At 65.8% G+C, this 25119-nt stretch carries 31 protein-coding genes and 1 pseudogene; 4 read left to right on the top strand and 28 right to left on the bottom strand.

Translation table 11 applies throughout. The features are described from left to right. Nucleotides 1-38: 38 nt before the first annotated feature. The 21 genes and pseudogenes from C662_RS00255 to C662_RS00185 all read right to left on the bottom strand — a co-directional run bounded on the left by C662_RS00255 (nt 39) and on the right by C662_RS00185 (nt 15432). Nucleotides 39-902: a formylmethanofuran dehydrogenase subunit C gene (locus C662_RS00255; protein ID WP_002923487.1), complete on the bottom strand. Its 864-nt coding sequence runs from the start codon at nt 900-902 to the stop codon at nt 39-41. Then, nucleotides 899-1876, bottom strand: coding sequence for a formylmethanofuran--tetrahydromethanopterin N-formyltransferase (gene fhcD, locus C662_RS00250; protein WP_232433180.1), 978 nt, complete (start codon nt 1874-1876; stop codon nt 899-901). The genes C662_RS00255 and fhcD overlap by 4 nt, the downstream gene beginning before the upstream one ends. Then, complete coding sequence (locus C662_RS00245; protein WP_002923481.1) at nt 1873-3549, bottom strand: formylmethanofuran dehydrogenase subunit A; 1677 nt, start codon at nt 3547-3549, stop codon at nt 1873-1875. Before C662_RS00245 ends, fhcD begins: the two co-directional genes overlap by 4 nt. Further along, nucleotides 3546-4856, bottom strand: a complete 1311-nt coding sequence (locus tag C662_RS00240; RefSeq protein ID WP_002923479.1) for a hypothetical protein — start codon at nt 4854-4856, stop codon at nt 3546-3548. Before C662_RS00240 ends, C662_RS00245 begins: the two co-directional genes overlap by 4 nt. Nucleotides 4857-5004: 148 nt before the next feature. Beyond that, a complete protein-coding gene (locus C662_RS00235) occupies nt 5005-5523 on the bottom strand; it encodes a CIA30 family protein (protein WP_002923477.1) in 519 nt (172 codons plus the stop codon). A 56-nt stretch (nt 5524-5579) separates the two neighbouring features. After that, nucleotides 5580-6371, bottom strand: a complete 792-nt coding sequence (locus C662_RS00230; protein WP_232433179.1) for a class I SAM-dependent methyltransferase — start codon at nt 6369-6371, stop codon at nt 5580-5582. A gap of 27 nt (nt 6372-6398) precedes the next feature. Further along, nucleotides 6399-6902 (bottom strand): DUF3291 domain-containing protein, encoded by a 504-nt coding sequence (locus C662_RS00225; RefSeq protein ID WP_037983882.1) that lies wholly within the window; start codon nt 6900-6902, stop codon nt 6399-6401. A 165-nt stretch (nt 6903-7067) separates the two neighbouring features. Beyond that, nucleotides 7068-7253, bottom strand: coding sequence for a DUF4124 domain-containing protein (locus C662_RS20710; protein ID WP_353736325.1), 186 nt, complete (start codon nt 7251-7253; stop codon nt 7068-7070). A gap of 74 nt (nt 7254-7327) precedes the next feature. After that, nucleotides 7328-7768 (bottom strand): hypothetical protein, encoded by a 441-nt coding sequence (locus C662_RS19840; protein WP_002923467.1) that lies wholly within the window; start codon nt 7766-7768, stop codon nt 7328-7330. A 148-nt stretch (nt 7769-7916) separates the two neighbouring features. Continuing rightward, nucleotides 7917-8663: an SAM-dependent methyltransferase gene (locus C662_RS00220; protein ID WP_002923460.1), complete on the bottom strand. Its 747-nt coding sequence runs from the start codon at nt 8661-8663 to the stop codon at nt 7917-7919. 98 nt (nt 8664-8761) lie between these two features. Further along, a complete protein-coding gene (locus tag C662_RS20685) occupies nt 8762-8896 on the bottom strand; it encodes a hypothetical protein (RefSeq protein ID WP_002923459.1) in 135 nt (44 codons plus the stop codon). A gap of 132 nt (nt 8897-9028) precedes the next feature. Continuing rightward, nucleotides 9029-10159 carry an ISAs1-like element ISTha2 family transposase gene (locus C662_RS00210; RefSeq protein WP_083485707.1) on the bottom strand — a complete coding sequence of 377 codons (1131 nt, stop codon included), beginning with the start codon at nt 10157-10159 and terminating at the stop codon, nt 9029-9031. Between the two features lie 80 nt (nt 10160-10239). Beyond that, the gene (locus C662_RS00205; protein ID WP_002923450.1) at nt 10240-10617 is read right to left on the bottom strand and encodes an NAD(P)H-dependent oxidoreductase; all 378 of its coding nucleotides are present in this window, start codon (nt 10615-10617) and stop codon (nt 10240-10242) included. 120 nt (nt 10618-10737) lie between these two features. Further along, a complete protein-coding gene (locus tag C662_RS00200) occupies nt 10738-11118 on the bottom strand; it encodes a hypothetical protein (RefSeq protein ID WP_002923447.1) in 381 nt (126 codons plus the stop codon). Between the two features lie 89 nt (nt 11119-11207). Then, nucleotides 11208-11594, bottom strand: coding sequence for a VOC family protein (locus C662_RS00195; RefSeq protein WP_002923445.1), 387 nt, complete (start codon nt 11592-11594; stop codon nt 11208-11210). Next, nucleotides 11591-11881, bottom strand: a complete 291-nt coding sequence (locus C662_RS00190; RefSeq protein ID WP_002923442.1) for a hypothetical protein — start codon at nt 11879-11881, stop codon at nt 11591-11593. Before C662_RS00190 ends, C662_RS00195 begins: the two co-directional genes overlap by 4 nt. Nucleotides 11882-12033: 152 nt before the next feature. Then, entirely contained in the window at nt 12034-12747 is a 714-nt protein-coding gene (locus C662_RS20205; protein ID WP_157354410.1) for a hypothetical protein, read from the bottom strand. A 190-nt stretch (nt 12748-12937) separates the two neighbouring features. Continuing rightward, nucleotides 12938-13114, bottom strand: a complete 177-nt coding sequence (locus tag C662_RS20200; RefSeq protein ID WP_157354408.1) for a hypothetical protein — start codon at nt 13112-13114, stop codon at nt 12938-12940. Nucleotides 13115-13220: 106 nt separating this feature from the next. Continuing rightward, on the bottom strand, nt 13221-13823 hold the full coding sequence (locus tag C662_RS20195; protein WP_157354406.1) for a hypothetical protein: 603 nt from the start codon (nt 13821-13823) through the stop codon (nt 13221-13223). Nucleotides 13824-14539: 716 nt separating this feature from the next. Next, nucleotides 14540-14707, bottom strand: a pseudogene (locus C662_RS20190) (IS91 family transposase); the annotation flags it as partial. A gap of 14 nt (nt 14708-14721) precedes the next feature. Further along, nucleotides 14722-15432, bottom strand: coding sequence for a HisA/HisF-related TIM barrel protein (locus C662_RS00185; RefSeq protein ID WP_002923440.1), 711 nt, complete (start codon nt 15430-15432; stop codon nt 14722-14724). On the opposite strand from C662_RS00185, the gene C662_RS00180 reads away from it, so the two are divergent. The 3 genes from C662_RS00180 to C662_RS00170 are packed head-to-tail and all read left to right on the top strand — an operon-like array spanning nt 15431 to nt 18256. Next, complete coding sequence (locus C662_RS00180; protein WP_157354405.1) at nt 15431-16537, top strand: ATP-grasp domain-containing protein; 1107 nt, start codon at nt 15431-15433, stop codon at nt 16535-16537. The two genes, C662_RS00185 and C662_RS00180, sit on opposite strands and share 2 nt — an antisense overlap. Beyond that, on the top strand, nt 16515-17699 hold the full coding sequence (locus C662_RS00175) for a hydantoinase/oxoprolinase family protein (RefSeq protein ID WP_002923436.1): 1185 nt from the start codon (nt 16515-16517) through the stop codon (nt 17697-17699). Before C662_RS00180 ends, C662_RS00175 begins: the two co-directional genes overlap by 23 nt. Then, nucleotides 17687-18256 (top strand): amino acid kinase family protein, encoded by a 570-nt coding sequence (locus tag C662_RS00170; protein ID WP_002923435.1) that lies wholly within the window; start codon nt 17687-17689, stop codon nt 18254-18256. Before C662_RS00175 ends, C662_RS00170 begins: the two co-directional genes overlap by 13 nt. 41 nt (nt 18257-18297) lie before the next feature. On the opposite strand, the gene C662_RS00165 is transcribed toward C662_RS00170, so the two are convergent. Genes C662_RS00165 through C662_RS00145 form a run of 5 tightly spaced genes read right to left on the bottom strand, consistent with a single transcriptional unit; the run spans nt 18298 to nt 22575 of the window. Beyond that, nucleotides 18298-19173 carry a trypsin-like serine peptidase gene (locus C662_RS00165; protein ID WP_002923434.1) on the bottom strand — a complete coding sequence of 292 codons (876 nt, stop codon included), beginning with the start codon at nt 19171-19173 and terminating at the stop codon, nt 18298-18300. Nucleotides 19174-19180: 7 nt separating this feature from the next. Then, entirely contained in the window at nt 19181-19933 is a 753-nt protein-coding gene (locus C662_RS00160) for a (5-formylfuran-3-yl)methyl phosphate synthase (RefSeq protein WP_002923433.1), read from the bottom strand. 1 nt (nt 19934) lies between these two features. After that, nucleotides 19935-20516: a DUF447 domain-containing protein gene (locus C662_RS00155; protein ID WP_002923432.1), complete on the bottom strand. Its 582-nt coding sequence runs from the start codon at nt 20514-20516 to the stop codon at nt 19935-19937. Then, nucleotides 20513-21940, bottom strand: coding sequence for a DUF6513 domain-containing protein (locus C662_RS00150; RefSeq protein WP_002923431.1), 1428 nt, complete (start codon nt 21938-21940; stop codon nt 20513-20515). Before C662_RS00150 ends, C662_RS00155 begins: the two co-directional genes overlap by 4 nt. Then, on the bottom strand, nt 21919-22575 hold the full coding sequence (locus C662_RS00145) for a flavoprotein (protein ID WP_002923430.1): 657 nt from the start codon (nt 22573-22575) through the stop codon (nt 21919-21921). The genes C662_RS00150 and C662_RS00145 overlap by 22 nt, the downstream gene beginning before the upstream one ends. Before the next feature lie 267 nt (nt 22576-22842). Between C662_RS00145 and C662_RS00140 the strand changes: the two genes are divergently transcribed. Then, nucleotides 22843-23364 carry a dihydroneopterin aldolase gene (locus tag C662_RS00140; RefSeq protein WP_002923428.1) on the top strand — a complete coding sequence of 174 codons (522 nt, stop codon included), beginning with the start codon at nt 22843-22845 and terminating at the stop codon, nt 23362-23364. An 88-nt stretch (nt 23365-23452) separates the two neighbouring features. Here C662_RS00140 and fae read toward each other — a convergent pair whose 3' ends face one another. Further along, the gene (gene fae, locus C662_RS00135) at nt 23453-23962 is read right to left on the bottom strand and encodes a formaldehyde-activating enzyme (RefSeq protein WP_002923426.1); all 510 of its coding nucleotides are present in this window, start codon (nt 23960-23962) and stop codon (nt 23453-23455) included. Between the two features lie 197 nt (nt 23963-24159). Continuing rightward, nucleotides 24160-25119 carry an ATP-grasp domain-containing protein gene (locus C662_RS00130; protein WP_002923423.1) on the bottom strand — a complete coding sequence of 320 codons (960 nt, stop codon included), beginning with the start codon at nt 25117-25119 and terminating at the stop codon, nt 24160-24162.

Raw genomic sequence — 25119 nt, 5'->3', positions numbered from 1 at the left:
CCGTACGGGGTTGTTGGGGACAATCGGAATACGGTGGATCAACCGCGGCCCGGCAGCAGCCATTCGCCCTTGCCGTCGACCGCCAGGTCGCCGACCAGGCGGCGCGGCGCAGGCGCCGGCAGGCTGGCGAAGAGGCCGCCATGATAGGCCAGACTGCGCCGCAGCAAGGCCCAGAACACGGCGATATCGTGCTGCGTCGCGACGAAGGTCGGCGGTGCCGGAGGCTGCGGGCCGGCAAACACCAGCGTCCCGCGCCGCATGCCGTAGCCGCAGTGTGCGCCTACCCGGCCGGCGACCGCGATCGTGCCGGCGACCATGCGCGAGGCCAGGAAGTCGCCGGCGTCGCCATGCAGCACCACCGTGCCGCGCCGCATGCGGTCGCCACAGCGCGCGCCCACGTTGCCGTGCACGATGAGCGTGCCGCCACGCATGCCGTCCATGCTGCCGGGCCGCGCAGCGGCGGCGAAGTCGCCGACATCGCCCGCCACCTCGATCCGCCCGCCTGCCATCTCGCAGCCGGCAAGCTCGCCAGCCCTGCCGCGCACGCGGATCTCGCCGCCACGCATGGCCAGCCCCAGGCGGTCGCCGACGTCACCGTCGACGCGCAGCATGCCCCCCTCCAGGCCCTGGCCAATGGCGTCGACGCGCGACAGGTCACCCTCGAGGCGCAGCTGCGGCCCCGGCTCGGCCTGCCCGCCCGGCACTGCAGCGGCTGCGCCTTCGACCGGCATGATGTCGAACAGCGCCCCCATGGCCTGCATGTCGTTGCCGTGGCGCAGCTGCAGGCGCGCAATCTCGTCGGCCGTCATCGCCGCCAGCCACAGCGGCAGCACGCCACCGAAGTCGACGCGGAATTCGGGCTGCACCTTGAGGCGCAGGCACCAGCCTGGTGTCGCGCTCATGCCGCGCCCTCCCCGATCAGCGTGTGCAGATGGAAGTGGAAGGGCCCGAGCTTGCCGCCGTAGTTGCCGGCGGAAATTCGCGTCACCCCGGCCGCCGCGCCGCGCGCGACGATGGCCGCGATGCCCGCACGCATGGCGGCGGAGACATCGGCCTCGGTCAAGCCATCGATGACGATCTCCATCACGCAGCGCGTGTCGGCGTCGAGCTCGCTGCGCCTGGCGAGCGGGGTCAGCGCCGGGCAGAAAGCGTCGTTGGTCGAGGCCATCAGCGTGGCGTACTTGCTGCCCACCTTGGAGCCGGAACGCACCACGCCGCCGGGGAAGGGCATGATCGCGCCGCGCACCGCGCGCATCGCCTTCACCGCAGCCTCAGCGCCGGCGAGCGCGGCATCGGTGTCGCGCGCCAGCAGCAGCAGGTTGCCGCCGCCCACCGCCTTCACCATGGCCGTGGTCTCCTCGGCGACGAACTCGCCATCCATCACCGGCACCCGCCAGTAGCGCCTGCCGTCGATCATCTTGGAGATCTGCCAGCCGTCGCCGAAGAAGCGCAGATTCCTGCCAAGCGCGATCGCTTCGCCTTGATCCTGGCCAAGCTCCAGTCCGGCGTAGATCGCCGTGGTCGGGCAAGTCAGCACGCACTGGCCGACGCGACGCTCGAGCTGCTTGGCGAGCTCCTTGCCCGACATCGAGAACAGCAGCACCGACGCGCCTGGCCGGCCGTCCGGCGTCTCGTCCGCGCCCAGCATGCGCTCGATGCCGGCCTCGCAGCCGCAGGCGATCACCGAGGTGGCGAAGCCGGTCATGGCGACCGCGGCATGGCGCGCCCAGGTCTCGTTGTGGGCGGTGATCAGCACCCTTGTGGCCTTCATCGGGAAGGCCTCGGCGAAGGTGTCGTCTATCGTCACGCCGTTGCGCGTCACGCTGTTGGGCGCCATCTCCATCGCGCTTGTCGTCTCCTGCGGCAGGCTGCTCACAGCGGCCTCCCGCGTCCGTGCACCTTGCACGCCAGCAGCGCGCCGCCGTTGCTGCACGAGCACAGCTCGTCGGTGCCGATCTTCATGTGGCGGTAGCTGATGCTGGCGTGGCGATCGGCCCAGGCTTCGACCGTCTTCTCGATCGCCGGGTCGTAGTCGGCCTCGACAAAGTGGGTGCCGCCCACCGGCACCGCCTCGATGCGGCCCTTGCGCGCGACGAGCAGCCCGTCCTTGAAGACGTATTCCGGGGTGGCGAACATCGCCTCGCGGTCGGCCTCCTCGCGATACACCGCAATGTCGGCCGCAGCGCCGATGCCGAGCTGGCCACGGTCGGTCAGTCCCAGCAGGCGCGCGGGCGCGGCACGGGTCATGATCGCAATCTCGTACAGCGAGAGCTCGCGGCGGATCTCGCGCAGGTCCGCCATCGCCGCCACGTCGGGGTGCAGGCGGGCGAGCTGCTCGTCGCGGAAGCGCTTGTCCATCAGCAGCTTGATCAGGTGCGGGTAGCTGGTGAAGGGGCCGCCGTTGGGGTGGTCGGTGGTCAGCACCACCCGCCAGGGGTCGTCCATGAGCAGGAAAATCTCCAGCCCGATCGCCCACTGCAGCGCGTTCACATAGCTCTGTTCGCGGTAGCGGAAAGGCACCACGCCGCAGCCGGCATCGCACTCGATGTCACCGCCGACGTACTTGCGCGGGTTGCCGAGCTCGGCGTTGGCGAACTGGCGCATGGTGTCGCCCGAGGCGGTAACGGTCTGGCCGAAGATGATCTGGCCGACGTCGATGCTGACGTTGGGCGCGGCGTTGACGCGCTCGACGAGTTGGCGCGCCGCCGAGGAAAACTTCTTCGGCCCTTCCCGGCCGTAGCTGTGGAACTGGATGTGGGTCAGGTGGCCGGGCAGGCCTTCGAGCGCGTCGATGGTGGCAAGCGTCGATTCGATGTTGCCCGCCACACCGAGGTTGCTGGCGTGGATGTGCAGCGGATGCGGTACGCCCAGCTCGGACAGCGCGCGCGCCAGGCTGTGCACCACCTGGCGCGGCGTCACCTGCCAATGCACATGGTCCTCGTCGACGTCGAGCTTGCGTTGGTTGAACTTGAAGGCCGAGATGCCGCCCGGGTTCACCACCTTGACGCCCATGGCCTTGCTGGCGCCGATCGCCCAGCCGACGTAGTCGCGGATGCGCTGCGGGTCCTCGCCGCGCGCCAGCATCTCGAGGAAGAGCTCCTCGTTGCCCAGCATCACGTAGGCGCCGTGGTCCAGGATCGGCGTGTCGCCCATCTCCATGTGGGCCTGGCGCGCGTTGCTGGCCAGCATCGCCGGCTCGAAGGCCGCGGTGTAGCCCATCTGCGCATAGCGGTAGCCGGTCTCGAGCGTGCCCGGCGTGCAGCAACCGTTGGAGGCGAGCTCCAGCAGCGAGTCGCGCGGCCGGTTCAGGCGGTGGTCTTCGGGCAGCATCATGCGCGCGAGGTTGACCTTGCCGCCGCCGATGTGGGTATGGAGGTCGATGCCGCCGGCCATCACGACGCAGCCGGTCAGGTCGTACTCCGCATCCACCTTGTCCTGCGCATGCAGCGCGACGATGCGGCCGTCGCGGATGCCGATGTCGCGCACCTCGCCATCGACGCCGTTGGCGGGGTCGTAGACGCGACCGCCCTTGAGCCTGATCGTCGTCATCGCGCGCCCTCCTTCGCCGCCGCGCCGCTCGCAAGGCGCGCGACCAGCGCCTGCGCCACCTCGGCCACGGTCGCCAGGCCGTCGTCGCGCACGCCATGCAGCGGCAGCGACACCACGCTGTCGGCGCGCAGCAGATGGCCGTCGGCATTGATACCCGGCGTCGCCACCGGGATGAACACCGTGCCCGGCTGCGCGCAGCCGGCGGCGAGCGCCGGATGGCCGAGCACGATGCGCGGCAGCGCAGCCGGCGGCGGCGGAAGATCCGGCGTGAAGCTCGCCACCCATAGCAGCAGGTCGACCGCGCGCTCGTCGAGAAGGCGGGCAGTGGCGTACTGCAAGGGATCGTGATCGACGCCCTGCTGCCCCACGCGCGAGCGCAGCGGCAGGCCGGACAGCCAGCTCATCGCCGCATTCGCGGTCTGCGCACCGTCGTTGCCGCCGAGCGTGAAGGCCCCGGCGCGGGTCTTGCGGTTGAGGTTCATCAGCAGGCGCAGCAGGGCTTCGCCCACCAGCGCGCCATGCTGCGCCAGGCGGGCCGGTTCCCACACCAGCACGCAGTAGCGCGCGGCGCGCATGGCGTCGGCAAGTTCAGCGAGCGCAGCGGGTACGGCCGCAAGGCGGCGGCTGTCGACCAGCGCCGCCAGGGTCGCCACGGTGTCGAAGATGTCGCCCTCGGCGCACAGCGCATCGACCGTGCTCGCCCACGGGATCTCCGCAGCCCCAGGCGTGCCCCCGCCTGCGCCCAGGAACACCACCCGGCCGCCGGCCTCGCGCCCCGCGGCCGGCGCGCAGCGGCGGAAGAACTCGGGATGGCTCGACCGCGCATCGGTGCCGATGCACACGATCAGGTCGGCGCGGTTGCGGATCTCGGCCAGCGTGGTGAACATCTGCCCACGGTCCTGCAACATGCGCAGCGCGGGCATCATGGCCTCGCCGTGGGCATGGTCGAGAATGGCGCCGCGCACGTTGGCCAGGCGATACAGCGCGCGCATGCCCTGCACATCGGTGGCCAGGCCGCCGAACAGCGGCAAGTGCGCCACCCCAAGCCTCGCCGCCGCCGCATCGAGCGCCGCATCCAGCCCCCGCGGTACGCCATCGACGCAGGACACCGCGGCCGCCGGATGATCGAAAGCCGCCAGCCCCGCCCGCGCACGCGCACAATCCCCGCCGCGAAGTTGCAGCACCGGCCCGGGCGCGAGCGCCAAGCCATCGCACAGCAGGCTGCAGAACGGGCAAGTCCAGTCCCGGGGCTGCACGCCGGCCGCGGACATGGCTGCGGATGGAATCGTTTCGGTCGTCGTACTCATGCGCACGAATCATGCAAGCGATATGCCAGCCCGCTCGGGCGGGCGCAGACCGCCGCCAAGGCAAGCTCGCGCCCCAGGCCCCAGCCCAATGGCACGCGGCAGCGTTCAACTCTGGCACACCCCCACCGCGGCGCGGCGGCCGACTGTGTCACAACTGAGCAGCCCCCCGGCCGGCCGCCCAGATCCCCTGGATGGCCAGCTCGAAGCCCCCGAACTGGCCATCGGCGATCATCAGCCCCACCTGTTCGATACTCGCACTGCGCAGCGCCGGCGCGTCGGCCACCGCGCGCCCGCGCCAGGTGGGCCGGAAGTCAGCCAGGGGCAATGCCAGCCGGGTCCAGATACCGGCCGGCGTCACCCAGCCGGCTTGATAATTGACGCCGTCGAAGCCGCGATCGATGCGCAGGTTGAGCTTGTAGCGGCGGCCATCCCCGCGCACGACGAGTTCAATGGCGTCGATGTCCCCTGCCGGCAGCGGCGTGACCGACGCACGCACCGAGGCGAAACCGCCATTGTTGTCGGGCGCAACCTGCCCGCTGAACACGGCATGGCCGGCCGGATCGAAACGAAGGGCGCTGCGCGACACACCCCCCATCACACGATCATCGATCGCGGACCAGGCGGAGACCGCTTCGGAGCAATCGAAGACGAAGAGCGTTTTGAGCATGGTGGGATTATCGCGCCGATGATCGGTATCGCGGTGTAGGGCGAAGCCGTGTCGCGTTAAGCGGAAGAAACGTTCGGCTTAACCACCGCGCTGGCTCCGGAAGGCCTGGTCGCAACAAACCGCAAGCGGACGTAATCCGCCATCCAACGCCCGTCTCCATCGCAAAGAGCCGGCCGGCAACGCTCGACAACCTCCACGACAAACGCCTTGCGCGCCTCTTTCGGAAGGCTATTGCTGAAGCTCTGCGCGAAGGTCTCGAGCCAACCCGTCACGTCTCCTGGCAAAGGCGTCGGCCGAGAAAAAGCCTGCACCTTCACCGGCTCGAAGCCATAGCGCGTTAGTAGTGCGTGGTACTCGTCAGCCCTTGGGAAGAACCACGGGTTCAAGGGCGTAGCGTCAATGCCTCTGGCGGCAAGCGCCTCTTCCAGCGCCCGCAGGATTGTCGCCACATTGCCATGGCCGCCAAACTCCCCCACAAAACGACCACCGGGCTTCAGCGCTCGATAGACCCCATCCAAAACGAGGCCCGGACGCGTCATCCAGTGCAAGGCAGCGTTGGAAAACACGGCGTCGAACTCGGCATCGAACCGTAGCGCATGCCCATCGACGACACGGGCATCCACTCCCGTGCTGATGGCCGCGGCGACCATCTCGGGACTTGCGTCCACGCCGACCACTCGGCAACCGGCATCATGCAGCGCCTTCGCGAGCGTTCCATCTCCGCAGCCGAGATCCAGAATCCGCTCGCCCGCACACGGCGCCAGTAGATCAACCACCTGGGCACCGAGCTCCGAGACGAAGTGCGCCTCCTCGGCGTACTGCGCCGGATTCCACTTCTGCTTATCCATGGGCATCAACTGCTCCTCACGCGAACGCTAACTCCCGGCACAGGAGCGGGTTCCTGGCCGGAAAGCGGCAGAATCATCGAGTGGGACGGGATGCGGAAAGGACTTGGCAAAGGTAAACGCCTTGGGCGTTGGCCCATGCGCCCTGATGTGCTCAAGCTTGGCTTTCGCCTCAAGCACCGTCGGAATATGACCGGCAGGAACCCACCAGAGCGCTTGATGTGCCTCAGCCAGCTTGTGGAACCAGGCATCCCGATCACGGATGAGTTCTACATGCGCGGACTTGTAGGCATAGGCCTTCAAGGAGTCCATGTCTTTCCAGACACTCATATTCACCAGGAGCATGGGGTCATCGAACGCTCGGATGCTGGTCGCATCAGCGCCGTCGCCGACGAGGCGCCAAACGAAACCTTTTGAATCTTCAGCAAGGCGATTGATCTCATCGAGGCGTGAGACAAAGCCGCTCATGATCTCGGAAGTCATCTCGGCACGCGCCAACGCGACATTAACTTGTGCAAGGTGGTATGCGTTCATTTTGTGAGAGGAGTGGAAAGTAACGACGTTTAAACTAACGGGCGCACTTCGACGTGGGCTGACTGAACGAGCGTTTAGGCATTGTTGGATCAAGCTCCCTACGTTGCGCGGACATAGATGACCCCGGCCTCAACTCTGACATTAAGATCGTAATCCGCTGCAAGGTCACTGAGTATGATGTCCCACGGAAGGGCTCGATGAGGCCGATTGCAACGGCACCTGCGAGGCCGAGGGGAGGATGCCTTGAGTGCTCCCTCTTGCAGTAGGGCAAGGAGTGGCTTGATACGTTACCTTCCCGTCAGCCGACACGCACTTATACCCCGCAGCGGGGGCCGTCTGCGCGAACAGCATCGCCGCAGCGAAGAAGACGAGTCGGATCACTGCATGAACTCCAGTGCCTACCGTTGCGATAAACGATGGCAATGTCAAGCATGCCTTTCGCTAATATATACCCATGACTGCCTGATACCCAACACATAAAGCAAACCCAATACAACGCATACAGCCGAGCTCACCACCCAGAATGCAAGGCTGTTTTCTGGAAAAACATGCATTAATGGCATAAAAGCCACCCCCCGTATCAAATATATTGCAGCGATTACGCACAGCACCAACCGCAATAATGGGAGTCTTAAAATAACACCTGCACCAGACAGAGCATAAAGCGACCAAATTGAAAGCACTGCAACAATTACCGATGTAACTATTGTCGGATAAATATGGCCCGCCTCGGCCATTTGCGCCATTTGTTCTCCAGCGCCAAGAAACCTATACCAGTCACCGCCGAAGATGATGCAACCCAAATGCAACAATGCAGCCACCCCACTACAAATGGCTGCCGCGATCAGGAGTTTGTTTTTTTGCACCGAGTCAGTTCCTTGTAGAGCTCACGTCTGAATTCACTGGCGCCGCATAGCTTTGTAGCGCAGCGTCGGTGGAATGTTGGCTCGGGCCGACAGCCCAAAGCGCAAAGGTCGGCGTTGCGCCTCTGGCAATACGGCAAAGATGCGAGGTTTACCGTCGCATGAGCGCGAACACACCCCAGCCAAGATATTCACGGGTGTAAGCGGCATAGCGTGCAGGCTCCGTAGTCAGTTGTGCGCGCACCTCTTCCGCCAACTCGTCATCGGCATTGACCTCAAGCCATCGGCGCATAGTGAGCCATTTGGCCGCCTCGTATCTGTCCCAACCGTCCTGGTTAGCTAGAACCATCTCAACGACGTCGTAGCCGTGCTTGCCGAAAGACGAAATCAGTTCTGGAAGCACGAGGAAATCAGAGACCGAACTTGCAAGACATCGCTTGGCGATATCTTCCGTTGGCGGCAATTGACGCCAATAAGGTTCGCCGATCAGGATGATTCCGCCGGTCCGCAGGCTACGTGCCAGAAGCTCAATGGTGCCAGCGACGCCTCCGCCGATCCACGTGGCACCAACACAAGCTGCCACGTCGGCCTTCTCATCAGCGACATAACCAGTCGCATCGCCGTGAATGAACCTGACTTGATGGGCAACACCGAGTTCTTCAGCTCGTTGTCTCGCCTGTTCGGAGAACAACGAACTCATATCGATGCCGGTGCCGATAATGCCGTGATCGCGCGCCCACATGCACAGCATTTCCCCCGAACCGCTACCAAGGTCGAGCACGCGCGCCCCTGGCTCCAGGCGCAATGCAGCGCCAAGAGTCGCGAACTTCTCGGGGGTGAACGGATTGTGGATGCGGTGCGCACGCTCCGTGATGTTGAATATCCGCGGGATGTCCATCGTCAAAAACCCTCTCTTGGGATCGGATAGATTTGGTGGAGGCTTAACACTCTGTTAAGAGACGCGACATTATTGGCACGCCTCGCTGGTCCAGCATGTTACGCATGGCGGCCATATGCATTTGCTTTGGCGAGCCATTTCTCACGTTTTTCCTGGCTCGAATCCTTGATGGGGCCAAAGCTCGAAATGGCGACAGGTTTGATGCCGCTGAACTCGAGAATGGTGCGTTTCATCTGATTATGCCCTGGCATGCGATACACCCAGCGAAAATACCACGGCGGTGTATCCATGGTAACGAGCAGGTGAGCTGAACGCCCTGAAAGCAGGCGATCCCAGAACAGAGAACCCTCAGGGCAATCGCACCTTCATGTCATAACCCCAAGCAACTCGGCACGAAATTCGTCGATAGTCGCCGCCAGCATGCGCTTGGACTTGATGCTCGCCTTGCGCGTCGTGTTGAGCCGCAGCAGGTTCATCACAATGTGGCGAACGATGGCCAGGTTGTTGGCGGCATAGCCGCTGCGCACCCGTGACTGATCCTCGTTGAACTGCACGTCCAGACACCAGTGAAGCCGATTCTCCACCTCCCAGTGACTGCGTACGGCCCGAGCGATGCGCTCGGCGTCGGCGGGCAGGCTGCTGATGTAGAAGACGCGCTCGGTGCTGGTGTGATCGCCCACGGTGCGAATGCGCTCGACCACCGCGAAGCTTGCCAGATCCTGCCAGTCCTCGGACTTGTAGAGGCGATCGATCGCGGCGTAGGCGCGGCATCGGCGGATCTCGATGCGACCGTGGTCCTTGATCGTGGTCTCATGGGTCGAGCTCGGCGTCAGCGGCCCTCGCGGATCGATGTCGGCAAACAGGATCGAATCGTGCAGGTTCGGATGGTTCTCCTTCACACACAGCACGTAATGCGCGCCGCGCTCGCGGATCGTGCGGGCGATCTTTGTCTGGGTGCCCATCGCGTCGATCGTCACCACGCAGCCCTCGATCGCCAACTTGGCAAGCAGTTCGGGAATCGCGGTGATCTCGTTCGACTTCTCGGCGGTCGCCGTCTGGCCCAGCACGACGCCCATGCCGGCCGCAAACGCGCTCACCAGGTGCAACGGACTGGCGTCAGTCTTGCTCTTGCCGCCCGAGCGCCGGCTCGTCTTGCCGTCGATCGCCACGACCGTATCCCCGGCCAGCGCCGGCACCACCATGCCCACCCAGCGCCGGAACGCGGACTCGAACTCGTCGGGCGCGATCAGGCCGAACACGCGTCCGATCGTGTCGTGAGACGGGATGCCATGCTCAAGCTTCATGAAGCCTCGCAACCAGTCGATCTTGGCCTCGGCCCACAACTCGATGTCGACGAAGTCGTCGACACCCGAGAGCACCGCGCACACCGCCACCGTCAGCAACTCGGCCAGGACGTGGCGCGCATGCCGCGCGCTGCGCGGGTCGGAAATCGAGACGAACACCTGCGTCAGCGGCATGACGTTTCCTGCCTTCATGGGATACCCAAAAAGGTAGGAAACTACACAACTTATGACAATGTGAACAGGAGTCTCGCAAGGTCATGAAAGTAAAAGCGTTATTGCATTTGCTTATGCGAAGTCGGTGCGATTGCCCTGAGAGAACCCTCCCGGTACTTGAACGCGAAGCCCGGCAGGAAGACTCGATCGATGAAGCCTTTGAGCAAAGCAGGCATAGCACCCCACCAGATGGGATACACGAAAACGATATGCTGCGCCCAGGTGATTGCAGCTTGTCCAGCCACCAAATCGGGCTCAAGCTCCTGAATGGCAGTGTAGCCCTTGTGGAGCACGGGATCAAAAGCCAGATCACCAACGGAAATCAGTTGAACTTCATTACCCGCGGCCTTGGCTCCGTCAATGTACGAATCAGCGATAGCACGACAAAAACTATCATTGTCTGGGTGGCCAAGGACTACAAGAATGCGCTTGTTCATGAATGTGAAAGCCTGAAGACTGTGTATAAAAATGCCATTACCGTTAATTCGGTCCCCATCGGCGGTCGCCGACGCTGTCGCTCATCATCATGGCAAACCGGGGCGCACCCACGCGACAGATCACCGATAACGCTTCCGGTTGCCCAGAAAACCACCCACGAGTGCACCCGAAACGCCCGCCAGAAGGCCAGGCCCGGTGGCCAGGATGATCTCGAATGGCCACAGATTGTGAGAGCTGGGGTTCGACGAAGTATCGTAGATGACGCGAGCCAGGACTGCGGCAGGGACCGAGGCCCCGACGATCAGGGCGGAAGGCCAAAAACGAGCGCTCGAAAGGACGCGTGGTAGAGCAGCGAGGGCAGCGACGACGACGAGGGGCAAGCCCCACACGGCATTGGGCAGCGAAATCTGGGCGTAGGGGATCGGCCAATAGGATGCCCCCACCACAAAGAATGAGCCGAAGAACGCGAGGGCCAGGACGACCCGATTGCTTAGTGTCATGCAGGGAGACTCCCCGTGGCGTCTAACTCAAAAGCTCAGGGGCGCGTCGCTTGCGGCCCGTCCCCAGAGCGCAGTGTCAGACCACACATTCACTGCATTGAATGAAGGCCAATCATATTGCCTTCAGTATCGACAACCATCGCAATGAAGCCGTGCTCACCAATAGACATCTTGCCTTTGAAGATCTCACCTCCATGCGCCGCCGCTCGCCCAGCCTCAATTGAACAATCCTCGCAGGAGAAATAGACCAACGTACTACCACCAGAAGGGCACCCTGCCATTTTCACCAGCGCTCCTGCTGCACCGGCCCCCTCCATTGACATCGGAAATGCCCACATCTCCATTTCAGGGAAGCCGTTGGGATCAGGATTTCTCAGCTCTTCTAATGTGCCTTGAAACACAGCTTCGTAAAACGCCTTCGCACGGGGCATGTCCTGAACGTAGATTTCAAACCACGCAACCGGATTGCTTTTCATGGTGTTTCTCCTTCTGCGAACAAATGGTGAAGAGGCCTAACGACGGTGTAGAAAAACCCGATTTTCGGGCAAGCAGTCCTGGTCAGCGGTTGCCGACGCTGTACAGCTGACACGAAGGCCGAGGCACCGCTGGTGTCGTTGTGGCAGCACGCCACCAGCGGCGCAAGATCGATCTCTTGATCGATCAGGTGACAGAGCGCGTGCTCGAAACTCCCCGGAATCACCTGCCGGTCGAAATCCACCGGAGTCATCTTCAGGCCATAGGCGGGCGTCTTGAAGCGGGGCATCGCAGGGCTCCGGGAAGCGATGCTGAATTATACCTTTCGCATCGCGCACCGCGTACGGGCGGAAGGTTTTTCTACAGCCTCAACGTTTGGTTAAAGGGCGGGCTTTACTTTAGCCCGTCCCAGTGAGCGAAGCGAACGATTTAAACCAGTTGTTAGGCTTGCGTTCGAATAATGTTCCAAGTGCTTCTGTGTTGCACGTGATCAAGTATTCCCGGAACCATTTCTTCAAAGGCAGCATGATCCTCCATGATTTCGATGTTAGCGCGAGCAGTCAGATTTTCTCCAGTCGTTAGGCGGGCATTGAGCTCTATTGGGATGGCGCCCCCCCTTACGAGGGGCCGCATGTACCCCCACGAGGCAGAAACAAAAAGTAAGAAACCAGATTGATGGTCACGGGACTCAATTCGCGGACCTAAAGTTAGGTTTTCAGGACCTTCCGGGAAATTGGAGAACCAATTTTTCAGAAATCTTGTGATATTTCCTATGTTGTGTCGTACCCGCGAGGGAAGTGTGACGGCATTCAATGGGTGATTGCGGACTGGCCAACCTTTAAGTCTTTTAACCTTAAGAGTGAAGCCGCGAACAACAATTGGATCTGTTGTCGGATTATTGACCCCCGCCTCGATAATAAATACAACTCTGGCATTATGGTCGTTACCGTCTACGACTCCAAGTTCTTGCCAGATGCAGCGACTGGTAAAAGACTCAACCTCAAGCTTTGGTCTTTTAAATTTTGTTCTTATAAAGCGAAATGCACCGAGCCCCCATGCAAGCAAGCCGACAATTATCCACTTTAATACGTCGATGGTTGTGGCATGAGCCTCGATCCATTCAACTAGGTCGCTTAAAGTTAATGAGATTTCCATAGCATGCCTAACTTAGAGGTGAGGGGCGCGAGCCGTATTGCGGCGAAGCGTCCCAGCGGCGAAACCGCGCCTCGACCGCCGGGTTGGGCACGGACAGTAGCGAGGAAGCGACGTTTTTTGGCGCCTTGAATAGTCGGCGCTGGCGAGAGGGCAAACTAGGAATGCTGGAACGCACAGGAACCCTCTGCGGTTACGAATAGATAACGGTAATGAGAACTGCTGCGCCGAGGATGACACCGATCACAATATATTCGCCAATACGCTGAGCCCTCTTTGGTTCGAGATGGAAGGTGCGCCCGGCGATTCGACCAACTACGTAAGCAGCGGCCTCGCCAATTGCGTAGGCAGTAGCGTCGAGAATGCTCATGGTGCCCAACGTCTGAATTCACCGGACCTGCGCGGCTTTTCGCGCAGGTCCGGTGGAATGATTGGTTGGGCCGCGCCTGCGGAACTGCGACATAGCAATTTCCTGATCAGGCAACATACCATCGTACTCCTGGCTCGGTTGGCTTTATCGTCGTTAGGCGATGACTTACATCAGGTGCCTTCGCTGCCTTTTTATTGATGAGTCTACCCAAGAATATTTGAAGCTCCATGCAACACGTCGAAAGCGTACCCAGCACTTTTTCTCTGTTACCGCCTTTAATCTCTTGATGATCAACGGTGTAGCCGCTCAGCTGACCGATAAGGGCTTGAATGTCGTTGCGAGAGAGAGAAACGCCTTCCCAGTTATGGGCGAATTGGTTCCGAACTTTGCGAAGAATCTCCATGTCTTTGTATTGCGCTTCGGTCACAAGACCGAAGGAGTAAGCGGCCTTTGTACGAGAGCCGAATGTGCCTAGGGGGGCACTGAAACCTTCAACGAGCTCCTTGGTGGCTTTGCAGTCTCTGAAATACGCTATCAGTAACCGACCGAGCGTATCTTCGATAAATGTCGCTAACGAGAGCACCATTGCGCGATCATCCTGTGTGCCAACTAACGACAGGAAACGATTCAGATTCTCGAGGGTGTGCTTTTCATCAGCATCACCTCTCAGCACAAGCCCCTTCTCTTTTACCTCAGCGACCTCTGTCATTTAGCCCCCCAACGCCGCAAATTACCGGCGGAGAAAAGCAGAGCGAGGAACGAGCGGAGCTTTTTGGCGTCCGAGTACATTTGCCTTTTTGGGCTGTGCTTCATTGATGTGCCGGAAGTAATTGTGCCACGGCATCAGGTATGCGCTCCCAAATAACTACGGAGCCGTTGTTAAGGGCAATCTCCCTCCCAGACATGATTCCCTCAGCAAATTGCTCAATTCGCTCTTCGCTGATTCGACGGCCTGCAACCTTCTCGGCATTTACTGGCTGATACCAGATTCCACCTGCGGACCGCCACACTCGAGAATCTATGTTATCGGTATAGAATGCGCCCAAAGGATATGCGCCATCACTTTCTCGAATGCCGTACACCCGAGCTATTGCGGCTGTCAGAGGAAGAACAACTCCATTAATATTTCTTCGAAAATCGGGATTTGGTCGGAATGGCATAACGATTCTCCTTGATACAATGCTGCGCGTTCTGTTGTAGCCCAGCGAATAGGGTTTATCCCTCGCGCCGCAAGCGCCGTTCAGTGCGCGGGCGCCTGCCGCGAGGGATAAGCCTTGTTGAACTGAACCGCCGCTCAGGCGGTGACACTGGGGATTCTACGCGCGGCTCATCCACATTAGATAGAGCGCGACAGGACCCTGGCATCAGCGAGAATCGAGATGGGGGCGCGTGAGTGTTCATGGTGGCCCATCCCGACAGCGCGGCGCCGGGCGGCGGCTTGGCGTAGACCACCCAGTCGTGCGCGAGCAGCACACGGCGCCGGGCTTGCCATGCACCCGGCGCAGCGCTCGGATCGTCGGCCAGTTCGCCGCTGCGGTGGGCCGCGTCGAGCCGCCCGAGAAACTTGCCGCGAAACGCTATCGAGGCAGCCTGGCACGATTCCTGTTTCAGTCTGCGGTGCAGTCCACACCGATACGCCCGTCGTGCAGCGCCGAGGCGACCAGCCAGGCGCGCGCGCCCGACGCCGCGGCGCACTGCAGGTCGGCGTTCTGGCGGATGCCGCCGGCGCCGATCAACTGCACGTCCGGCCGCAGGGCCTGCACGCTGTGCAAGGTGTCGAGGTCGGGCCCTGTGTCTGCGCCGACGCGGTCGAGCGTCATCACGATGACCCGGTCGGGCCACCATTCGGGGTGGGCATGGCAGCCGCCGGCATCGAGCAGGCTGCCGTGGCGGCGGTCGAGTGACAGAATGCAGTGCGTACGGTGCGCGTCGAGGCAGCGGCGGGCGTGGTCTGCGTCGGCAAGGGATTCGCTGGCGACGATGGGGACGACGCGGGCGGCATGCGGGCCGAGGCGCTGGCGGAAGGCTTCGACCGACTCTGCGTCGTGAAAGCCGCCATCGACCCAGAATTGAGCTGCGGGCAGGTGTTCCAGCAGCGCGGCCAGGATGTCGAACTGCAGGGCGCCGCCCATCAGCGCGTCGAGGTCGGCAATATAGAGCGTATCGCTCGCCGCACGCGCCAGCAGACGGGGGGCGAGATCGAGCGCGGCGCTCGATTCGCACAGGGACGACCGGATCGGCCGGTAGGCGCTGCGCTCGCCGCGCACGCCGCGGACGACCTGGCCGGCCATCAGGTCGATGACGGGAATGAGCTGCATGACAAGGACTCGACGGATTCTGGTGCTCGAATTTATCAGCGCGGGGGGGCTGGGAGAAGCCGCAGCCGCCGAGCCTGCAGGCGCCCTGGGCGAGTCCCTGCTCGCCCAGGGCGTGCGCATGCGCGACGCGCTGCTCGGCGAGCTGAGCGCCCTGCCCGGCCTGGAGATCGGCGTCGCCGACGCGGGCCTGGCGCCGCTGCCTGCGCCCATGCGCACACCTGGCACTGCCATGCGCCGCCTGCCTACCGCCGGGGTCGACGACCTGGCCGCCTGGTTGCACGCGCAGCAGTCGGCTTTCGACCTCGTGTGGGTGATTGCACCCGAGACGGGCGACTGCCTGCTCAGCCTGTGCCAGGCGGTCGCGCCGGTGCGCTGGATTGGCTGCAGCGCCGGGGCGATCCGGGTGGCGACCAGCAAGACACGCACCCGCGAACGCCTCGCCGCGCAGGGCGTTCCGACACCGCGGGCGTGGGCGCCTGGCCTGCCCCTGCCCGCGCAGCCGGGGCGCTGGGTGCTCAAGCCCGACGACGGCGCCGGCAGCGAGCACACCCGGGTGTTCGCTGATTTTGCCGCTGCGCATGCGGCGCTGGGCGCAACAGGCGCGGTGGTCGGCTCGGGTGAAGTGCAAGCTGCCGCCGGCATGCCCACCCGATGGACGCTCGAAGCCTGGGTCGAGGGCGATGCGCTCAGTCTGTCGCTGCTGTGCGCCGGCGGGCGCGTCGAGGTGCTGAGCGTCAACCGCCAGCGCCTGACGGTAGCGGCCGACGGCCGGCTCGGCTATGCCGGTGTCGACGCCGGCGTGGCGCCGGTAACGCCTACGTTGCACGACCTGGCCGCGCGCTGCGCCGCGGCTGTCCCCGGGCTGGCCGGCTTCGTGGGCATCGACTTCGTCCGCCAGGTCGACGGCCAGCTGTCTGTCATCGAGATCAACCCGCGCCTGACCTGCGCCTATGCCGGGCTCGCCGCACCACCGCCAGCTACCGGCCCAGTGCGCGACGGCGCACGCCCGCCGCGCCGGCTCGCCGCCGACATCATTGCCGGCCACGACGCCGCACTTGCCAACCCTGCCACCGAGTCGGCCCATGCCCCCACCGAACCTGCCTGATACGCTCGACCCCGACGCCGCGCTCGTGGTGCCTCCAGGCAAGGGCGCGGCCGGCACGTCGGCGCCGCTGATCGGCTGGGACATCGGCGGCGCCCACGTCAAGGCCAGCCTGCTCGAGGCCGGCACCGTCACCGCCATCGGCCAGTGGGCTACGCCGCTGTGGAAGGGGCTGGCGCATCTGGACGCGGCGCTGCACGCCGCGCGCGCGCGCTGGCCGGCATTCGCCCACGCCCGCCATGCGGTGACGATGACTGCCGAGATGACCGACCTCTTCGCCGACCGCGAGGCCGGCGTGCGCGCACTGTGCGCCCACCTCGCCGATCGCCTCGGCGCAGCGACCCGCTTCTACGCCGGCGACGCCGGCTGGCTGGACGCCAGCGCAGCCGCCGCGCACTGGCCCGCGGTCGCCTCCGCCAACTGGCTCGCCACCGCCAGCCTGGTCGCACACGCCCTGCCCGACGCCGTGCTGGTCGACATCGGCAGCACCACCACCGACCTGATCGCGATCCGCGCCGGCCGCCCGGCCCCCTGCGGCCGCAGCGACGCGGCGCGGCTGGCAAGCGGCGAGCTGGTCTATCTGGGCGTGGTGCGCAGCCCCCTGTGCGCGCTCGCACGCCGCATCCGCTTTCGCGGCCAGGCCTGCAACGTGATGAACGAATTCTTCGCCACCACGGCAGACGTGTTCCGCCTCACCGGCGAGCTCGACCCCGCGCACGACCACTACCCAGCCGCCGACAACGGCGCGCGCGACGCAGCCGGCAGCCGGCTGCGGCTGGCACGCATGATCGGCCACGACGCACGCGACGCCGGCACCGACGACTGGGACGATTTCGCCCGGCGCTGGCGTGCGCTGATGCTGGCGGAGATCCGGCGCAACCTCGAGCGCGTGATCCGCGCCGCAGCCCCGCCCGCCGGCATGCCCTTGGTCGGTGCCGGCTGCGGCGCCTTCCTGGTGGGTGAGCTCGGCGAGGCGCTCGGCCACCCCACGGTCGGCTTCGATGCCCTCGCCCGCGTCGCGCCTGCATACCGCGACTGGGCACGGGTGTGCGCGCCGAGCGTGGCCGTCGCCCAGCTTGCGGGCGACGCAGACCTGGTCACAGCGCCTGGCGCCTCTCCCCGCGCCGCAACAGCACCCGCAGCGGAGCCCCCATGCGCGTCGTGAAGCTCGGCGGCAGCCTGCTGCGCGACCCGCTGCTGCCGGCCTGGCTGGACCGCATCGCCCGCGCCGGAGGCACCGCCGTCGTGCCCGGCGGCGGCGCCTTTGCCGATGCCGCGCGCGCCGCGCAGGCACACTGGCAGGTGGATGACGTGGCCGCGCACAACATGGCGGTACTCGGCATGGCACAGTGCGCTCATCTGCTGCATGGCATCGAGCCGCGACTGGCGCTCGCCGAGTCGGTGGCCGGCATGCACGCCCCCCTGGCCGCAGGCCGTGCCACGATCTGGCTGGCGCTGGACCTGCAGCGCGACGCGGCCGATGCGCTCACCAGCTGGGACGTGACCAGCGACAGCCTGGCGGCCTGGCTGGCGCTGCGCCTGGGCGCCAGCGAACTCGTGCTGGTGAAGGCTTGCGCGCTGCCGGCAGGCGCCACGCCGGCCGAACTCGCCGCCGCCGGCATCGTCGACCGCGCCTTTCCCGCCTACGCCGAACAGTGCGCGCGCGCAGGCATCGACTGCCGGGTGCTGAACCGCACCGAGTTCGACCGCGCCCTCGGCTGAGCAGCCGCCGCGCGCAAGCGCGCGCCTTGCGCGCGTGAGCCTTAGTGTGGCCGCCCGGCGCGCTGCGCGAGCACGCGCTCGAGCGCCCGGAAGAAGGCCACGGCATGCACCATCTGGTTGCGGTGACGGTACTCGAAGGCAGGCAGCACGCGCTTCACCGGGCTGAAACGCAGCTGCATGATGCCCACCACCCGCCATTGGCCATCACCTTGCTTCTCGAGCACCGGCCCGCCCGACATACCGGCCTCGAAAGCGCAGTCGACCGCAATCAGGCCAATCACCGGGCCGCTGTCGCGTGCCCGGCAGCCCTCCTCGACCGCTACACCCACCCGCTTTCCGCCCGAATACGGGAAGCTGATCGTCATCAACGGCCCCTGCGGCAGATAGTCGGCAGAGGTCGGCCGCAGGGTGGGCAGGAAGCCATATTCGCGGCCGAGGCAGTCGTCGAGCTGGAGGATGGCCCAGTCGCCGGTCATGCCGCGCGGGGCGGCCGGATGGTAGTTGCCGAAGTCGACCACGCGCGCCACGCTGCGGTGGCGGAACACGCCCGGCCGCTCGGGATCGGGGCCGATGTGGAAGGCGAGCGCATGTCCGCGATGCGGAACGTCATCGGGCACGCCGATGGGCTCCTCGCTGGAGGCCGCCTGCGCGTCACGGAAGAAGGCCGAGTGGAAGGTCGTCACCGCGTGGCATTCGCCGACCAGGAAGGCGCTGCCGACCTGGCGGCCGGCATTGACCACGATGCCTACCGAGCGCAGCAGCGGCTGGTCGGCGGGGCGGTAAGCGCGGCGGTCGGCAACGAAGACGTTGGCAGCCGCCGCGCCTGCGAGAAGCACCATGCACAGCAGCACGACCGGCAGGCCGAGCACACGCCAGGCGTACACGGGCGCGCACTCGGAGCCAGGTCGCGCGCTCATTGCAGGCTCACACGGCGGGCGCTTCCGCGGCCGTACGCGCTGGCTTTGTCGCCACCTGCGTGGCCAGGCCGTCGATCGCCGCGCGCAGCGCGCGCAGGCGCCGCGGATCGAGCCGGCCCTCGCGGCGCCCCTCACACACTGCGCTGCGAAAGCCGGCGAAGTCCGGCCCCAGCCGCGCCAGTGGCGCAAGGTCGGCGGTGCGCAGGGCGCCGGCCAAGCCCACCATCCGCCCCGCGCCATGGGCGCGCTCGATGAAGGCGCCAAGGGCTTCGGCGCCGAGCAGGTCGAGCAGGCTGCCGGCGTGCTTCGCCTGGGTGTCGGCCATCACCGCGGCAAAAGGCGGCACACAAGCGGCGTCGATCACCGCCGCGTCCAGCCCGTCGTCGGCGATCAGCACCGGCACGATCGCCAGCGGCAGTGTGGCCAGCGCTGCCAGCAGCCCACACGCCGCTTCGCCACGGCCGGGCACGCCGACCTTGACCAGGTCGACCCCGCACGCACCGACTGCGCGCGCGCGCGCCAGGATGTCCGCGCCGGCAGCGACCGGCAGGTCGCCGATGGTGGCGCTGATCAGCGGCCGCGCGCGTGCATCAAGGCCACCTTCGCCCGCCCGCAGCGCAGCCACAAGCTCGCGGATCAGCGGCAAGGCCAGGCCACCGAGCGCGCCCGCGGACGGCTCCTTCAAGTCGATGAAATCGACCCCGGCCTGCAGCGCCTCGCGCGCCTCGGCGACGTCGCGCACGCTCACCAGCATGCGCATGTCACACGGCCTCCGGGTTCTCGGCGTAGTAGCGCTCGACCGCGGCATAGAGCCAGTCCCAGGCCGTCTGCTCGCGCGGCCCGGCGGTCTTGTCGATGGCGATCTGCAGGTACTCCATTTCGGTCTCGACCTTGCTGCGCGGCAGCATGCCGAGCCGGCTGACCAGCACCGCGCCCTCGATCACCGCCGCCTGGGCCCGGTTGAAGCCGGGAAAACTGGCGTGCAGCACCTCGCGGCCGCGCCGCATGCGCAGCGTGGGGCGCAGGGCGTCGTCCTGGTCGCCGCGCAGTTCGAGCTCGACGTGGGCGAGCGCGCCCTCCAGGCGACGGCCGGCGAAGCCCTCGAGCGCCACCGTTGGCCATTCGCGGCGGCCGGTGACGCAGCCGGCGAACACACGCACATCGGTCGTCAGATTGAGCACCGCGCAGCGGGTGGCGAGGATGTTGTCGAGCGTGCGCGAGGGCTTGAACGGCATCAACGCCACCACCGCCTCCTCGCCCTCCCCCTCGTAACGCACGCCCATCGGCGCCAGATGCACCTCGCCCTCGGGCGACAGGGTACTGACCACGGTTTCGAAGATCATGTTTGCGGCTTGTCCTCAACGCTTTCCGGCCGCTGCGCAGGCGCGCGCCGGGTCTTGGTGGATGCGGGGGCACACCAGGCGAGCAGGTCTTCGGCGGCGCGCTCGACCGCGCAGCCCCAGGCCAGCGGCTGGTCCTGGGTGTAGCGCTTGCCGAGCGACCAGGCGATCTCCGCACGCGCCAGCTCCACCCCCATGTAAAAGGCGTGGCCACCGTCGTCCTCCAGCCCCAGCTTCGGCCACAGCGCGAAAGGGTCGGCGGCGACGTGGTGGCCGTCGCGGTTGTAGACGTGCAGGCCTTGCGCCGAGACCTGCACGCGGAAGTTCGGGTCGCGCACCGCTGCAGCCGTCTCGGCAATCTCGTCCGGGCTGTCGGGAAAGGGGCGCTTGTCATGCACCGTCATCAGCGCGTCGGACAAGCCCTTGGGCAGGCTGCGGGTCTCGCGTGCGGCATGCATGACGCGGCGCGCGACGTCGGCCTCGCGCACGGCGCGCCGCGCATGGCCGCTCACCTCGGTGGTGAGCACGGCCGCTACGCCGAGCTCGGCGGCGATGCCGAACAGAACCGCGTTGATGCCGCTGGTGTCGGCCTCGGTAAGCTCGGTGACATTGCCCACGCCCAACATGATCGCCAGCTCGGGATAGCGCTCGCGCAGGCGCTGGTAGCGGCACAGCGAGGCGAGCAGGCCGAAGGGGATGGGATCGAGAATGGCATCGGCGAGAAAGGGCCGCCCGCGCCGCAGCATGGTCTCCACCGCGGCATGCAGCGAGGCCTCGTCCGACGGCTCGCGCGGGATGATGACCGGGGTCGAGGCGACCTCGTCGGCAATCCACAGGCTGTCGAGCGACAGGCTCAGCAGGTAGTCGGCGCCGGCACGCCCGCCGCGCAGCAGTTCCTGCGGGTTGAGCGAGTCGACCGACACCGCGAAGCCCTCGGCCTTGAGGGCGGCGACGCAGTCCTCAAGGTGCGGAAAAGGCGTCTCGGGCAGGCAGCCGAGGTCGATCACGTCGGCGCCGCAGGCGCTCAGCTGGCGCGCCCGCGCCAGCACCCCGTCCACGCCGAGCAGGGGAGCCTCGACGATCTCGGCGAAGATGCGCGTGTCGTAGCGCGACAGGTCGACCGCGCGCGCCGCGCGGTTGAAGTGGCGCGGCAAGTCCTTGAGCTCCTCCGGCCCGCGCTCGACCGGCACGCCGAGGTGGGCACCGAGCGCGACGAGGTCGCCGCGGCAGCGCCCGGGCACCAGCACGCGGTCGAAGCCGGCGACGTCGTGCAGGCGGCGCTGGATCATGTCGGCCGTCATCAGCCCGGCGACCTGCAGGCCGAGTTCGCGCACCTCCCATTCGAAGGGCGCGGGGGCCATGCCGGCGAGCACCTTTTCCAGGCTGTGGTGGGCGAGCCGGCCGGTCAGGAAGAGGATGCGTTCCATGTCAGTGCCAGCTCGTCGAGGCGGCGCTGCAGGCGCTGCTCGAGTTCATCGGGGGATTCGACCACTTCGCAGAAGTCGATGCGGCGCAGGCGCTCGACGTTCTCCAGTTCGATGTTGCGCGGCTTGAGCTCGACCCATTCGCGCGGGGCCTTGGTGACGACCACCGGCTTCATGTCGCAGGCCAGCACGATGCCGGGGATCTCCAGCTTGCCGGCCTGGGCGAAGATGTTGGTGGGCAGCGTGTCGGATATGCCGAAGGCGCACTTGGCGACCGTGTTGCTGGTCGCCGGGGCGACGATCACGGTGTGATAGACGTCGTCGTAGAGCATGCCGACCGGCACCGAGCTGGCCGTCTTGTCGCGGAACACGCGGCAGCGCTCGCGCAGCTCGGCGATACGGAAGTCGTAGAGCGGCAGTACTTCCTCGGCCGCCGCCGACAGGAAGAGATCGACCGCCGGCAGGCGCAGGGCGAGCGCGATGCATTCCTGCAGGTAGTGGCCGGAGCCGGTGAGCGCCCAGGCGAAGCGGCTGCGGCGTGCCATGTCGCCTGCAGTGCCGCCCGTCGGCAGCCTGTAATCCTGCTCGTCGAGATCGCCAGGCAGCGGATGCGCGGTATGGGTTTCGGCGTGGGACATCGAAGGGTCCGGTTGGGGCGCGCGCGGCAGGACTCAGGCCGCGTGTCTCGAATGTTCTTGTGATGGATGCTCTTCAGCAACTAGCATGCCCGCCTCGCCACGCACGGCGCGCTGCATGGCCTGATCGATTATAGCCACGGCAAGGACGGGCAAGGCAGCAGGACTGCCCCCACCGATGGCGCGCTTTTCGCTTGAGTGGTGGTCGAACCGCCCTGGCGGCCTCGTCACGCCCCGCACTGCTCGCGCCCTCGCATGGAGACCCCGGCCTTGACCCCACAGCCCAACCCCAGCCCGATGTCCGACACCCTCAACCTGCACACCCACTCGATGCACGACCCGGTCGCCGCAAGCCTCGACATCATCTTCATCGACGGCTTCCTGGGCCAGACGGTGATCGGCATCCACCACGACGAGCTGCACGACACCCAGCCCGTGCGCATCGACCTCGCCGCCGGCCTGCCGCGCAGCCTGGCCTGCGACACCGACCACATCGGCGACACCATCGACTACAGCGAGGTGCGCAGCGCGCTGTGCGAGATGATGGCGAACCACCGCTACCGCCTGCTCGAAGCCTTCGCCGAGGCCGTGGCCAGCCTGCTGCTCGGCCGTTTCGGCGCCCACTGGGTGCGCGTCCGCGTCACCAAACCGCGCAAGTTCGAGGACGTGGACAGCGTGGGGGTGATGATCGAACGCCGCCGCCGGCAGCCACCGGCCGCGACGGAGCGCCGCGGCCCGGCCGAAGTGCTGAGCCTGCTCGGCGCCGGCATGGTGCCGGGCGAGCGCGGCTGAAGCCCGGGCGCGAAGCAGCAAAAAGGCCGAAGCGAGCGCTTCGGCCTTTTTTCCTGCCGGCAGCAGCCTGCTGACGCAGATGCCTGGCTCAGTTGGCGGCGAAGGGGTGGGCGGAACTGCCCTTCTTTGCCAGCATCTCGGCGGCTGACGGCTCGCCGTTCACCGCGCGCTTGATGGCCTCGCGCGTGGCCTGGTAGTTGTAGTCCTGGATCTTCTTGTCGTCCTCGGCCAGCCAGTGGATGAAGACGCCGACGCAGACGAACAGGTTGTCGGCCTCATCCGCCGGGATGGTGCCGTCCTCGACACTGTCGGCGACCGCCATGGCCACGGCACGCTGGGCGGGGCCGAACATCTGCACCGCCTGCTTGGCGCCCTTGATGGTGACCTTGTTGAACATCACCGTCGCCGGCTTGCACAGCAGGTTGGGCGCGACGACGGCGAGCAGCGACGTGAAGCCATCCTTGTTGTTCGTCAGCGCAGTGGCGAAAGCCGTTTCGGCCGCGCTTCCCCGCGGTCCGAGGATGAGGTCGATGTGCGCGACCTCGTTCCCGTCACCGACCAGGGACTCCCCCACGAGCATGCGATCGATCTTTGCCATTCTTGTGTCTCCATTCGATGTGGTGGTCTGGCAATCCCGGGGGGGACGCCATCTGTCCGGGAGCGGGTACGGACCCGGGCATCGCCCCTTTCAATACAGATTCCGTGCCAGCTCGCATGCACATCGCAAACCGGCACCGGCGCGGCGAGGATGCGGTGCCGTGTGTTCAGGCGCCTGCAAAAGCGCGATACACCTGATCAAAAATGACACACCTGTGCCACGCCCTGATCAAGCCCCACACCGAGCCGGCGAGCGAGCAGATCGTCCACCAGCGCCTGCGCGATGTCGAACGCAGTCACCCGCTGCAGGCCACGCCATGCGGCCACGCCATTGACCTCGATGACCTGCGCCCCGGACGCGGCAGCAGCATCGGGCACGAGATCCACGCCGGCGTAGTCCATGCCCAACGCGGCAGCGGCAGCCTCGGCCAGCGCCGCCAGGCCGGGCTCGAGCGCGCAGGCTTGGCAGCGCGCGCCGCGCGCCACGTTGCGCACCCAATGGGCGCTGACGCGCTTCATCGCCGCGCGCGCCTGCCCGCCGATCACCAGCACGCGCCAGTCGAAACCGGGCGCCTGCGGCGACTCGGCCTGCGGCACGAAGCGTTGCAGGTAGGCAAGCCCGGCCAGTTCGCCCAGCGGCGGCAGGGCCACGAAACCACCGTCGACCGCCCCCACGCGCAGCACGCCCTTGCCCTGCGAGCCGAACATCGGCTTCACCACCAGGCCGTGGCCGGCTGCCGCCTCGCGCACCAGGATGCGCCTTGCCTGGGCCTCGTCCTCCACTGCCCAGGCCGGCGGGGTCGCGACCCCGGCGCGATGGAGCAGGAAGCTGGTCATCGCCTTGTCGACGCTGCGCTCGATGGCGCGTGCATCGTTGTACACCGGCACACCCAGCTCGCGCAGCGCATGCAGGATGCCCAGGCGCTTGGTGATCTGTTCCAGGCTGCCGCCGGCGATGCCACGCACGATCGCGGCGCATGGCAAGGCCTTGCCGAAGCCGGGGATGAGCACGCCGTGGGGCGAGGCTGCGGTGTCGAAGCGGCACGCCGCGAGATCGACGCAGCGCCCCTCGAAACCCCGCCGTGCCAGCGCCTGGCGCAGCCGGCGCGTGTGCCAGCCGGTCTCGTCGGTGAAGATGGCGACGCGGCGCTCTGTCAT

Source organism: Thauera sp. 28, from assembly GCF_000310145.2.
Lineage (GTDB): Bacteria > Pseudomonadota > Gammaproteobacteria > Burkholderiales > Rhodocyclaceae > Thauera > Thauera mechernichensis.
This window is presented reverse-complemented; position numbering and strand designations above follow the sequence as displayed.